The sequence below is a fragment of the Nocardia sp. NPDC051900 genome, from assembly GCF_044452545.1.
Classification (GTDB): domain Bacteria; phylum Actinomycetota; class Actinomycetes; order Mycobacteriales; family Mycobacteriaceae; genus Nocardia; species Nocardia sichangensis.
In genome coordinates this window covers 1-12,349 of the sequence record NZ_JBITBU010000025.1, presented here as the reverse complement: position 1 = coordinate 12,349, position 12,349 = coordinate 1, and the positions used below count along the sequence as shown (strand labels likewise).

The following is a 12,349-nucleotide window of genomic DNA, read 5'->3' as shown; positions in this document are numbered from 1 at the left end:
ATGAGGCTGCGTTCGGGGGGAGGGTGGATCGCGGCGGGGGTTGTCGTGGTGGTGGCGGTGGGTGTGGCGGTTTGGGTGTGGTGGCCGGATCAACGTTCGAACCGGGACATGTGGGGCTGGGCGGCGCAAACCGAGTTGCCGATGCCGGTTTCGGGGCCGAGTGGTATCGCGATCTCCGCGAGCGGAGACGTCTACGTGTCCGAGAACGAGGGCATCCAGCGGCTGCCCGCCGGGCGATACACTCCGGAGCGCATCGGTCTGCCGGATCTGCACTGGCCCTCGGGTTTCGCCATCGGACAGGACGCTCAGCTCTATGTCTGCGACTATCAGCACGGTCAGGTGCTGAAGGTGGCGGCCGACACGAAAAATGTCGCGTTGTTGCCGCTATTGGGGTTCGGCGCGGCCGACCTCAATAGTTCCGAACGTGCGAACGGGGCCGGCGTCGCGGTCGACCGTACGGGGAATGTGTACATCACCGACCCGGACAACGCCCGAATCCTGAAGTTCCCGGCAGGCTCCAGTACGCAGGTTGTGCTGTTGACGGTCGATCACCTCGGTGCGCCGATCACGGTTTCCGACGCCGGCGAGTTGGTGGTGACGAGCACCGCCCCCGTCAATCGACTGCTGCGTATCCCGCCGGGTTCGGTGACGCCCACCGAAACTCCGCTGCCTGCCGGCGAAGCGGTCGCCGCGCTCGCCTTCGATCACGACGGAGCGCTGCTGCTGGCCGACAACGCCTGGATTCCGGACACGGCCAGTATGGTCGGCGCGTCCACACAGGACGGGAGATTGTGGCGGATTCCGGCCGGATCGACGACGCCGATTCGGTTGCCGTACGCCGAACTCGGCGCGATCAGCGGAATCGCCGTCGAACCGCACGGCGAGATCCTCATCACTGACAGAAATGGTGGCCGAGCGGTGCGGCTGACGCGCAAGCCGTAAACGTCACGGGCAAGTCCGGCGGTATTCGATCGTCGGGACATATTGCTGCCAGCCAGCGGGATCGAGCCCCGTGCCCACAGTCGCGCAGGCGATTTCGACCGTTCGCCGACGCAATTCGTTCAGCGCGCTCAAGTCCCAGATGACCGCTGGGCCGTCGCTGTACACCGCGACCAGTGTGTCACCGTCCGTGCTCAATTGAGCACCGGCCACCGCATCGGCCCCGGCGTCGATCGGGTCGCCGACTTGTACTGGACGTGCTGGATCAGTGATATCCCACAGAAGGACCTTCCATCCAACCCAAGTTCCGCGAGCAGGCGGCCGGTCTGATCGAAGATCACGTCTACATCGCCGCCCATGGTGTCCCGCAGCGGGTCGCCGAGCCGACGCGGATGTGCGAGATCTTTCATGTCCCAGAGCTGTATGGTCTTGTCCGTGCTGCTCGTGGCCAGGACTCGCGCGGCGGGCGAGTATGCGAGCCTACCGACCATCACTCTGGTGGGTGCCGTGCCGGCCAACGACGGTTCGTCGGGATTCGTGAGGTCCCATAAGGCGGCATCCCCGCCGTTCCAGCCGAGGGCGAGTAGGCGGCCATCGGTAAATGTCAGTCCTGTTATCTGACGGTCGCGCAAGCCGCGTCCGATCCGGCGCGGCGTTTCCCGCTTGCTGATGTCCCACACCAGCGAGTTCTTGTCGGAGCCCGCGGCGAGGCGATTACCGTCCGCTGTGAACAGGATCGCCCGCACGATTCCGCCGAGCCCGGTCAGAGATGGTCCGAGACGGCGAGGATGGGCGCGATCGCTGATGTCCCACAGCGATACGGTCCGGTCCGGGCCGCCTGTGGCCGCGGTCTTGCCGTCAGCGGAGAGGGCGACCGCCGACAGTCGGCGATCGTTCCTCGAGAAATCCACGTGCTCGGCATTCCAGGTGGCGAGTCGGAGCGGGACTCGCGGGTTCGAGATATCCCAGAGGTCGACGTTGCCGTTGGCGCCGCCGACCGCCATCAGGTCACCGACCGTGGTGACACAACAGGGTGGCCTCTTCCTATCGAAACTTCCGTGCAACGACGGTCCGGCAGGCTTGGGCTGAACACGCAATTCGCTGTCCCACAACGTGACTCGACCATCACGAGCACCGGTGGCAACTCGGCCGGTGCTGGAGACCCCCACAGCGCTGACATCGCTCGGCTGGCCGACCCACGCCCCGCGCCACTGTCGCGGGTTTGCTGGATCGTCGAGATCGTAAAGGTATGCCGCGTTGCCATACGCTACGGCGAGTCGACCCGCCGGCGCGAATGCGAAATGGCGGGTCGCTCGCATAGCCGCACCGAGCTGTTGCGGGTGGGTGGGATCGCCCACGTCCCAGCGGGTGAGCCCGGCGAAGTCCAGATAGACCGCCAAGATTCCCCCGCCCGGTGAGAAGGCAAGTCCGTCGGGGCCGAGTGGCGATCGTCCGGGCAGTTGGACTTCGATTCTCCCGATCTGGTGTGGTGTGCCGAGATCGAAAGCGTCCCACAGCAATACACCTCCGGGAACACCGGCGGCGATCGTCCGCCGATCGGGCGAAATCGCGACCGCATCGGCGTGTTGTTCCGGGGGTGCCAGCGTCACCGCTCGCGGCGGACCAGTGAAGTCCCACAGCCGCGTCGGCTGGGTCCAGCCGAAAGTGACTGCGAAGGCCCCACCGGAGTCCAGCACCATTCGTGTCTTCTCATCGATGTCCGGCAGCAGGCGTTTGCCGACCAGCCGGTGGCTCGGATCGCTGACATCCCACTCCAGGACGCCTTCCAGGCCGTTTCCGTCGAAGGTGTGATCGTGCGAGACCATGCCGAGTCTGGCGTTCCTGGCGTCGATATCGATCCCCGCGCCGGTCAGTAGTCGGCGTCCGTCCGGTGAAAACACAGGCTCCGCGAGGGTACTCGGGCCGGTCAGCGGGTCGCCGGACCGGCGCGGTCCGCGCGGATCTGTGAGATCCCACAGTGCGATGACGCCGTCATAGGTCTGTACCGCGAGCATGTGACCGTCCGGGGAGAACACGGTATGGCTCACGTCTCGTCCGTTGCCTTCGAGCGTTCCCCCGTAGTAGGTGCTGGCGAGCCGCTTCACCAGCCAGTTGCGGGTTTCGACACTCGGGTGGATGGTGTGGGCAGCCAGCGCGAGTCGGATTGTGGTGCGCGGTTCGTCGTCGAACACGTCTCGCGCATCCGTGAGCAGCGCGCGTGCGACAGTTGTGCGTTGCTGGTCGACAGCCCTGCGCTGCTGGATCACCGCGATCGTGGCGGCGACCAGCGCCGCGACGAGCAGAGTGGACAGCACGACCGTAGCGCGCCCACGCCGGAAGCGATCTCTGCGATAGCTGCGCTCGAGAAATTCCTTCGCACTGGAGCTGAGGTCGACACGGTTGGTCGCCAGTCGACGTAGGCGCGGTGGCCACGTGCGCAGATTCGGCCTCCGTTGGACGCGCATGCGTGCGCCGGTGTCGTCCATCGCCGACTCCAGTCGTCCACGCTCCCAGAGCCTGGTCGCCGCGCGGTCCTGCTTCCAGTCAGCGGCGGCTTCCTCGATCGCGCGGCGGGCGCGCAGCGCCTTGCCCTCCTTCTCGATCGCGTCTCGCAGTAGCGGCCAGTGTTGCAGAAACGCTTCGTGTGCCGCCGAGACGACGATTCGTCTGTCTTCTTCATCGATGGTGAGCAGGCGTTGCGTGACGAACGCGTCGACGACGGTGGCGTCGGTTTCGGTCAGCTCGTCGCGCGGTATCCGGGCGCGGGTGGGCACGCCCCGTTCGTCCACGGTGACCAGGCGCAGCATCACATCGATGATCTGACTATCGGTGAGGGTGGTAGCCGCGCGGGCTTCCGCCAGCGCCACTTCGGCCTGACGTACCAGCGCGCCTCGTACACCGCCGGTTTCGTCGTAGCGTTGTAATGAGAGCGTCCCACCGCGGTGCACACCGTCGGCCAGTCGCTCCAGTGCGAATGCCAGCAAGGGCAGCGCCTCACCGCTGTCGGTGTCGGCGAGCAGCTCGGTGACGAGGCCGTCGTCGATACGGAAACCGGCCACCCGCGCGGGTCGTTCGATGACCTCGCGGAGTCCGCCTTTCCGCAGTGGGCGCAAAGGATACGTTTCGGTCGATAATGAGCTCATCGCAGGATCGACGATCATTTGGTCGAGGAATTCCGTCCGCAAGGTGGCCAGCACTTGCACGGGGCCGCCGATCGCCGGGGCGAGCAGTTCGGTGAACTCCGCGCGCTGCGCGGGCTCGGCGCGTCGGAACAATTCCTCGAATTGGTCGACCACCAACAGCAGTTTGCGCCGGCGGCTCGACTCGTCCGCGATCAATATCTCATCCGAGACTTCTCGCAAGCCGTCTTTCGCCAGGCGGTCGCGCACCGATGACAGCTGCCAGTCGAGTCCGGTCCGTCGTCTGGCGATCGCCAACGTCCGGGCAAGCGCACCCACCGGGTCCGCGCCGGGCGTCATCGGTTCCAGCGGCAGCCAATAGTTTTCATCCGCGATCAACGGAATGACACCGGCGCGCACCAGGGAGGACTTGCCGCACCCTGACGGTCCGATGACCAGCAAGACCGAGGGGGTGGATCGGAGGGCGGGGGCGCGCAATCGCTCAGCGATCGCGGTCGCCTCCCGTGCCCGCCCGAAGAAGACCCGGTGCTGGGCGGTCTCGAACGACGCCAAGCCCGGGTAAGGCGACTGGTCGTCCGGCCACCCCGATCCCCCGCCCTCGTCCAGTGTTCGCAACGATCGCGCCAGTCCAGCCCGCGCCGCCTCGGCATCGGCCACGGCGTCGGGCTGCTGGATCGATTTCAGCAGCGGATGTGTCGCGCCCGCCGCCGCACGCACTGGCAGCAATCTGCTGCCGAGGGTTTTCGCGATGCCGATTTCGATTGCGCACCAGACGGATCGAAGGTATGTCGGAGTGATGACGCAGACCACCGCGTCGGCCCATCGCAAACGCTCGTAGAGCCGCTGCTCCCATTCCTCCCCTGCGGCCAGGCCGTCGACCGGATGCTGGTCCAGGAACACCTCGTGCCGCTCCGCGACCAGCCAACCGTGGATCTCGTCGGCCCACACCCGGTCTGTGCCGGCGTGGCTGATGAATACCCGAGCCACCACTCCTCCAGCGATCGCCATCCCGTCGTCCCGGCGAAAGCCGGGCGCAGGCACAAAGCCGAGTGCCGGAACAACGCTACCGCTCCAGCCGACGCGCACAGCGGTTTTACCGGTTCGTCACCGGACCCCGATACAGCTCCGCCATCGAACATCCGGACCTCAACCACCACGATCCGTGACGGGGTGGTTTGTCCGAATCCCGGACAGCTGTTCATAAATCCTGACCTGACTCAGCATGTTGGGAAAGATGATGTTCGCGAATTTGATGCCACCTGGCGGATGGTTGTACGAGCGGATAGCTCGACTGGACCAGGTTGCGGGACAATATTCCGTCGCTGGGAGCCCTCGAACGCGGATATGGTCGCCGGGTGCCCGATGCGATCTTTGCCGACCACCGCCTCGCATCCATCTACGACGCCTTCGGCGGCGACCGCCACGACCTGACGGCGTACCTCGACATCGCAGACGAGTTGAGCGCGGACCGCGTACTCGACATCGGTTGCGGGACTGGTTGCCTGGCGATCCTGCTCGCTGAAAGCGGCCGCACCGTAGTGGGTGTCGACCCAGCAGAGGCATCCCTCGAAGTTGCCAAGTCGAAGAACGGAGCCGCACGAATCACTTGGCTCCACGGCGATGCAACCGCGATGCCGCCCATCGACGCCGACCTTGCGGTGATGACCGGGAACGTGGCGCAGGTCTTCCTGACCGATGCGGATTGGATACAAACGCTGCAAGGCATCCGCTCCGCTCTCCGCCCAGGTGGTCACCTCGTGTTCGAGACCAGACGTCCCGAACGCAGGGCCTGGGAAGAATGGGCTGATGAGCCTCCGACTACCGTCGATGTTCCAGGGGCCGGTCTGGTGGAACAGCAACTTCACGTCACCGCGATACGGCTTCCGTTCGTCTCCTTCCGCCACACCTACACGTTCCTGACCGACGGCATGGTCATCACCTCACACTCGACACTCCGGTTCCGCAGCCGCGACGAGGTGGAATCGAACCTGACCGCCCACGGCTACCTCGTGCAGGATGTGAGAGAAGCCCCGGACCGCCCAGGTCGCGAATTCGTGTTCATCGCAAAGCGCGCTGCCTGACCCGACAGGACCGCTCGGATGCACCCCCGGCATTCGACGCGCCCATGGAGTGTCGACGGGTCTGCGACCAAACGCTGCCGCAGACCACGGATCCCCTCCACGTCGATTGCGGGAACCGAAGCATCAGAACGGAAAGCGTATCCTCCCCTGAACTGCTGTCCTCTGCGAGCGGCCACGAGTCCTGCTCCGAAAGACGTGGGGTTTTCCTGAACACGCCGGAGACTCATACGAAACCGGGCGGCGGGCTGAATCCGCCGAACTCCTGCTCGATCAACTCTGCGAACCGCAACGTGGTGTGGTCTTCGAGATACGGGCCGATGATCTGCATGCCGTAGGGCAGCCCCTCGGGCGAGCGCCCGATCGGCGTTGCGGTCGACGGTAGCCCGAGCAATGTCGCGATACTCGCCCACACCAGGTGGTAGTTATACGGGTGTGTAGTGCCGTCGATATCGATAGTGCGAGTGTCCATGTCCGAATGGTCATGCGGGAAGGCCGGCGTCGGCGTGATCGGGCACAGCACCACGTCGAATTCGTCGAACAGGCGTCGCCACTTGTCGGCCAAGACCATACGGACACGGTCCGCCCTGATCCAGTCGCCGTGGCCGGCCACGAACGCTCGGCGGATGACATCCTCCGGGCGGTCGGAGTTCGGCGGAATATCGGCGACGGCGGCTTGGAGCGCTCGGTAGGTATCGACCGGCGCATCCGCGCCGAACTGCGACATCAGCAGTGTCAGGTAGGTGTTCGCCGTCAAGGTGAGGTCGGGCAGCAGCGCGCTGTGCCGGGCGACCGCGGCACCAGCCTTTTCGAGCCCTCGAGCGATCCGGTCGAACCCGTCACGGATGACGGTCGACGTCGGCAACAACGGATGAGTGTCGATGACCAGCACCCGGAAGTCGTCGAACTCGACGCTGCGCGGCGGTGGCAGCGCGAGCTTGTATGCGACCGCCTCCACCTCGTCGGGGCCGGCGAGCAACAGGGTCGCCAACGTCAGGTCGGCGGCACTGCGTGTCATGGGGCCGACCACGGGGAGGTCTTGCGGGGCCGGCAGCGCAGGCGTCCGAGGCGGCGTATTTCCCCGGCCCGGCAGCAGCGTCCGTGACGGCTTGTGGGCGTATATGCCGCAGAAATGCGCTGGTACCCGCAGCGAGCCGCCGATGTCGGAGCCGAGTGCCAGCGAGACATACCCTGCCGCGAGTGCGGCGGACGAGCCGCCGGAGGAGCCGCCGGGCGAGCGTGTCAGGTCCCACGGGTTGTTGGTTGTGCCGTAGATGTCGTTGTAGGACTGCCAGTCGTGCAGGGCGCGCGGCACATTGGTCTTGCCGATAACGACCCCGCCCGCGGCCTTGACTCGTGTCACCAGTGCTGCGTCTTCGGCGGGCTGCCAACCCTCGGCATCTGGAAATCCCCACGTCGTCGGCAGACCGGCGACATTGAAGGATTCCTTCACCGCCACCGGCACGCCGAGTAACGGTGCGTACTCACCGCGCGCCAGCGCCGCGTCCGCCTGCTTCGCTGCGGCGCGGGCGCGGTCGAAATCCCGCACCACAACGGCGTTGACCTTGTCGTCGAACTTTTCGATCCGCGCGATGGTCAGCTCGAGCAGTTCGGTGGCCGAGATGGTTTTCGTCCGCAGCGCGGCCACCTGATCACGTAGAGTCGCGAACTCCAGTCCGGACATGATGTCTCCTCACCCCAGGGTTCGCGCTCGGTGGCTCCTCGCCGAAGTTCAGCCGGGACTCGCTGTACCGGATCGGATTCTATACATGCTTCGGCGAGGTTCGAAAACCGTTACGACGGAGGGTGATTCATGCACGAGGCAGGACACATCGGGCGACTTTGCCAACAGGACGCAATATCGAAACACCATGAATCAAGATGGCAATGGATGGTCCACACGGCGGGTGAGCCACGCATCCAGTGACCAGCGGCCGGGCCCGGCCCAGATCAGGAAGATCAACCCGAGCAACATCGCGACATCGGTGCGCGCGTCGTGGACCATTCCCCAGAAGCCTTCCACTCCTTGGAACCCGCCCGGGCGCAGCTCACGCAACTTGGTTAAGACGATCGCCAAGCTGATATCGACCAGCAACGGCAGCGCGGCGAAGCGGGTCAGCAGTCCGATGACGATCAAGACGCCGCAGACGATTTCGATGACACCGTCGAAGTTCGCGAAGAACGTCGGTGCGGGGATACCGATCTTGTCGAACCGGCCCGGCCCCAGTTTGCCCGGATACAGGTACTTCTGAATCCCCTCACTGAGGAACACCAGCCCCACCGCCAACCGGATACAGATCGCTGCCGCCGGGCCGTCCGCGCCGAGGATGCGCGGCCACGACCACCGATCCGTCGCCGCCATCGGCACTCGCCTCCCGGTATCACATGGTCCGCCGACGAGCAGCACCGTGGCGGCTACCGCCGTGTACGTCGAAGGTACACCGCCCTCTGCCCGATCTCGGTCATCGCGGGTGGACGACCATGACCGGGCACGAGGCATGCTGTACCAGAGTGTTCGCGGTGGAACCGAGCAACATGCCCGCGAAACCGCCCCGTCCGCGACTGCCAACGACCAGCAACTGCGCCACGTTCGACCAGGACAGCAGGTGCGACGCCGGCGCGGAAACCTCGACTTTCCGTGCGACGCGAACCTCGGGGAACTTCTCCTGCCACCCCGCGACACGCTCGGCGAGAACCGCCCGCTCGATGTTGTCGAGTTCGGCCTCGGCCCGGTGGGCGTGACCGGCGAAGCGCCCGGAGTCCCAGTCGCTCCACACATGGACAGCGACGAGCTCGACATCGCGTTCGGCCGCTTCGGTGAAGGCTGCCTCGATAGCCGCGTCGCCGACGGGGCTACCGTCCACGCCGACCACCACCGGGCCGGATGTGTGTACCGCGCCGTCGGCGTCAGGGTCGGGGCGCACGACGACCACGGCGCCGCGCGCGTGGGCGGTCACGGCCAGCAGCGTGGAGCCGAGATGGGTGAACGTCCCCGCGTTTCCGGTCGCACCGAGCACGACCGCGTACGCCTCCGCGCTGTGCTCGATCAGCAGTTGCTTCCCGGTATCGGTGGTCGCGCGAGACGAGATACGCAACTCGGGTGCGACCGATCGGGCCACGCGTTCGGCCCGGGCGACCACATCCTGTCCCTGTTGCCGGATGACGTCGAGGACCGAGGGAATGACGACCTCGTAGTCGCCGAGTACCCAGTCGTTGCCCACCGCGTCCATGCCGTGGAGGATCTCGAGTTCGCGTCCGCGATCGGCCGCGAACCGCGCCGCCCACCGGAGGGCGGTCCACGACCCGTCCGAACCATCCACGCCCACTACGATTTTCGCCGTGGCGAGGTGATGCGGGTCGTCGAATCGCTGCTCTGTCATGAGGACCTCCCGAGCCTCTGGTCGCGTAGCACCCAGCCGGGCGCCGACCTCAACGGTATGAGCCGCGGCACAGGCTCGAATGGGGCTGATCGTCCTCGGGAGAAGGGACCAAAGACCACTCGAGCGAGGTAGGCCGGTCCTCTGGACCGTCGCCGCTGGGCCCGATGCCGTCGGCAATCGCGATTCGGGACCTTGGTCCCTCGCGGTGCATCTCCCGGTTGACGAGACTCGAAAACGGACGGCTATATCCGAACCTGACAGGGGTCTCGACCATGCCTGACGACACCATGGTGATCGATCGTGCCGGTCTGGATCGTCTGGTGGACGTGCTGCACGACCGGGGATACCGCGTCATCGGTCCGCAGGTGCGCGATGGCGCGATCGTCCTGGACGAACTGGACTCCGGCAGGCGACTGCCCGCCGGATGGGGTGTGGAGACCGCGCCCGGGCGGTACCGGCTGCGCCGCCGAAACGACGAGGCGGTCTTCGCCCATTCGGCGGGGCCGGGCTCCTGGAAGCAGTTCCTACATCCCCCGCGTCGCAAGATAGCCCAGGTCGGGCCGGACCTCGAGATGGAACCCGTGACGGACCCGCCGGTCCGATCCGCCTTTCTCGGCGTCCGCGGGTGCGACCTCACCTCGATCGCGATTCTCGGACGCGTGCTCGGCGATGGGGCACATCCTGATGCTTCGTTCGCCGCACGCCGGAAAGACCTTTTCGTCGTCGCTGTGAACTGCACAGAGCCCGGCGGGGTGTGTTTCTGCGCTTCAATGGGCACCGGCCCTGGGGTCTCGTCCGGATACGATCTGGCCCTCACAGAGCGGATCGATGCCGAGGGCCACCGATTCCTCGTCGACGTGGGTAGTGCGGACGGCGCCGAAATTCTCGGCGAGATCACCACACGTCCGGCCGACACGACGGAGGTCACGAACGCCCGTGCTGAGGTGTCCGCCGCGGCCGACCGGATGGGCCGCGCGATGCCCGAGGTCGACATCCGCGCTCTGCTGCGCGACTCTCGGGAGTCTCCGCACTGGCAGGATGTCGCCGCCCGCTGCTTCACGTGCGGGAATTGCACGATGGTGTGTCCCACCTGCTTCTGCACCACTACCGAGGACGTCACCGACCTCACCGGCGACCATGCCGAGCGCTGGGAGCACTGGTCGTCGTGCTTCGAACCGGACTTCTCCTACCTGCACGGCGGCAGCGTGCGGCAATCCGGCGAAAGCCGCTACCGGCAGTGGATCAGCCACAAACTCAGCACCTGGTACGACCAGTTCGGCAGCTCGGGGTGCGTCGGCTGCGGACGGTGCATCGCCTGGTGCCCCGCCGAGATCGACCTGACCGCGGAGGTGGCCCGGCTGGCCGAACTGGCCGAGGAATCGCACCATGCCCACCGCTGAGGAACTGTCCGCGTTCGGGCAGCTGGCGGTGCTGAGCGAGGAAGAGCTGCGCACGCTGGCCGCCGCCGGACGCGATGTGGCCTTCCCCGCAGGGCACCGGGTGATCACCGAGGCCCGACCGGCCGACCGATGCTGGCTGATCCGCCACGGCCGGATACTGCTGGACGCGCAGGTGCCGGGGCGCGGCGCCGTGGTCCTCCAGACCCTCGGCGGCGGAGACCTGCTCGGCTGGTCCTGGCTCGTACCGCCCTACCGGTGGCATTTCGGCGCGGTGACCGCCGAACCGGTCGAGGCCGTCGAGTTCGACGCGGGGATCTTGGCCGAACTCTCCGATCGGGATCCACGATTCGGCCGCGCGCTGGCCATGATGCTGTTCGAGGCGCTGCTGGAACGACTGCAGGCAACCCGGGCCCGGCTGCTCGACCTCTACCGGAACCCCACCATGACCTGCACGGCCGGTCCACACCGCATCGCCGTCGACCGAGGCGATCGATGAGCGTGGACACGCGAACCCGGACGGTGGCGCACGGTGACACGATGCTGCCCTACCGCGTAATCGGTCGCATCGCGCAGAACCAGGACACCGTGACGCTGCGCCTGGAACCGGTACGCGATGCGGCGCAACCTTTCCGGCCTGGACAGTTCATGATGCTCTACAGCTTCGGCGTGGGCGAGATCGCGATCTCGATCAGCGGAGATCCCACGGCCGTCGGCGACAACCTCGAACACACTATCCGGGCGGTAGGCGCGGTGAGCGCGGCGCTGCACGACACAGGTGTCGGCGGCCTGATCGGTGTCCGCGGACCATTCGGCACAGGATGGGACCTGACGTCGGCGGCCGGAGGGGATCTCGTCATCGTGGGCGGCGGCGTCGGGCTGGCGCCGCTGCGCTCCGCCATACTCGCCGCGCTCGCCGCGCGCGACGACTACCGGCGGGTCGTGCTGATCACCGGAGCCCGGACCCCTGCGGACATCCTGTTCCGGCACGACCAGCGACTGTGGCCGGCGGCCGGGGCGATCGAACTCCATCAGACCGTCGATCACCCCGCACCGGATTGGGACGGCCGCGTCGGGTTCGTCACCGAGCCCCTGGCCCACCTGACCGTGGAACCCGGCAAGACCACCGCCCTGCTCTGCGGCCCCGAACCGATGATGCGATTTTGCGCGGGATCACTGCTGCGCAAGGGCGTTCCCGCCAGCGACATCCAAGTGTCGTTGGAGCGCAACATGCAGTGCGGTGTCGCGCGATGCGGGCACTGCCAGCTCGGTCCGCTGCTGCTGTGCCGAGATGGCCCCATCGTGGACTACGCGACTGCCGAACCATTGCTGGCGGTGCGTGAACTATGACGAAGACACCGACACTCGCGGTGTGGAAGTTCACTTCCTGCGATGGTTGTCAGCTCACCTTGCTC

Annotated in this window: 9 protein-coding genes; 5 read left to right on the top strand and 4 right to left on the bottom strand. The window is 66.4% G+C overall.

Annotated elements, in window-relative coordinates; genetic code table 11:
• Positions 1-942 carry a hypothetical protein gene (locus ACIA5H_RS32565; protein WP_397079660.1) on the top strand — a complete coding sequence of 314 codons (942 nt, stop codon included), beginning with the start codon at positions 1-3 and terminating at the stop codon, positions 940-942.
• 191 nt (positions 943-1,133) lie between these two features.
• Here ACIA5H_RS32565 and ACIA5H_RS32560 read toward each other — a convergent pair whose 3' ends face one another.
• Complete coding sequence (locus tag ACIA5H_RS32560; protein WP_397079658.1) at positions 1,134-5,066, bottom strand: TIR domain-containing protein; 3,933 nt, start codon at positions 5,064-5,066, stop codon at positions 1,134-1,136.
• Between the two features lie 368 nt (positions 5,067-5,434).
• On the opposite strand from ACIA5H_RS32560, the gene ACIA5H_RS32555 reads away from it, so the two are divergent.
• On the top strand, positions 5,435-6,160 hold the full coding sequence (locus ACIA5H_RS32555) for a class I SAM-dependent methyltransferase (RefSeq protein WP_397079656.1): 726 nt from the start codon (positions 5,435-5,437) through the stop codon (positions 6,158-6,160).
• 223 nt (positions 6,161-6,383) lie between these two features.
• Here the strand turns inward: ACIA5H_RS32555 and ACIA5H_RS32550 are convergent, their stop codons facing one another.
• From ACIA5H_RS32550 to ACIA5H_RS32540, 3 genes are all read right to left on the bottom strand, one after another.
• Positions 6,384-7,841, bottom strand: a complete 1,458-nt coding sequence (locus tag ACIA5H_RS32550) for an amidase (RefSeq protein ID WP_397079654.1) — start codon at positions 7,839-7,841, stop codon at positions 6,384-6,386.
• Between the two features lie 192 nt (positions 7,842-8,033).
• Positions 8,034-8,519 (bottom strand): DoxX family protein, encoded by a 486-nt coding sequence (locus tag ACIA5H_RS32545; protein ID WP_397079652.1) that lies wholly within the window; start codon positions 8,517-8,519, stop codon positions 8,034-8,036.
• 100 nt (positions 8,520-8,619) lie between these two features.
• Positions 8,620-9,537: a universal stress protein gene (locus ACIA5H_RS32540; protein ID WP_397079650.1), complete on the bottom strand. Its 918-nt coding sequence runs from the start codon at positions 9,535-9,537 to the stop codon at positions 8,620-8,622.
• A gap of 272 nt (positions 9,538-9,809) precedes the next feature.
• Here ACIA5H_RS32540 and ACIA5H_RS32535 point away from each other — a divergent pair, with 272 nt between their 5' ends.
• The 3 genes from ACIA5H_RS32535 to ACIA5H_RS32525 are packed head-to-tail and all read left to right on the top strand — an operon-like array spanning position 9,810 to position 12,284.
• Positions 9,810-10,937 carry a 4Fe-4S dicluster domain-containing protein gene (locus tag ACIA5H_RS32535; RefSeq protein WP_379252234.1) on the top strand — a complete coding sequence of 376 codons (1,128 nt, stop codon included), beginning with the start codon at positions 9,810-9,812 and terminating at the stop codon, positions 10,935-10,937.
• Entirely contained in the window at positions 10,924-11,433 is a 510-nt protein-coding gene (locus ACIA5H_RS32530; protein WP_379252233.1) for a Crp/Fnr family transcriptional regulator, read from the top strand. The genes ACIA5H_RS32535 and ACIA5H_RS32530 overlap by 14 nt, the downstream gene beginning before the upstream one ends.
• Positions 11,430-12,284: an FAD/NAD(P)-binding protein gene (locus tag ACIA5H_RS32525; RefSeq protein ID WP_397079647.1), complete on the top strand. Its 855-nt coding sequence runs from the start codon at positions 11,430-11,432 to the stop codon at positions 12,282-12,284. Before ACIA5H_RS32530 ends, ACIA5H_RS32525 begins: the two co-directional genes overlap by 4 nt.
• Positions 12,285-12,349 lie beyond the last annotated feature (65 nt).

What these genes read in the sequence shown, in the direction of transcription:
- ACIA5H_RS32565 (WP_397079660.1), top strand. Translation starts at nt 1, where the DNA reads ATGAGGCTGCGTTCGGGGGGAGGGTGGATCGCGGCGGGGGTTGTCGTG.
- ACIA5H_RS32550 (WP_397079654.1), bottom strand. Translation starts at nt 7,841, where the DNA reads ATGTCCGGACTGGAGTTCGCGACTCTACGTGATCAGGTGGCCGCGCTG.
- ACIA5H_RS32525 (WP_397079647.1), top strand. Translation starts at nt 11,430, where the DNA reads ATGAGCGTGGACACGCGAACCCGGACGGTGGCGCACGGTGACACGATG.
- ACIA5H_RS32530 (WP_379252233.1), top strand. Translation starts at nt 10,924, where the DNA reads ATGCCCACCGCTGAGGAACTGTCCGCGTTCGGGCAGCTGGCGGTGCTG.
- ACIA5H_RS32535 (WP_379252234.1), top strand. Translation starts at nt 9,810, where the DNA reads ATGCCTGACGACACCATGGTGATCGATCGTGCCGGTCTGGATCGTCTG.
- ACIA5H_RS32540 (WP_397079650.1), bottom strand. Translation starts at nt 9,537, where the DNA reads ATGACAGAGCAGCGATTCGACGACCCGCATCACCTCGCCACGGCGAAA.
- ACIA5H_RS32545 (WP_397079652.1), bottom strand. Translation starts at nt 8,519, where the DNA reads ATGGCGGCGACGGATCGGTGGTCGTGGCCGCGCATCCTCGGCGCGGAC.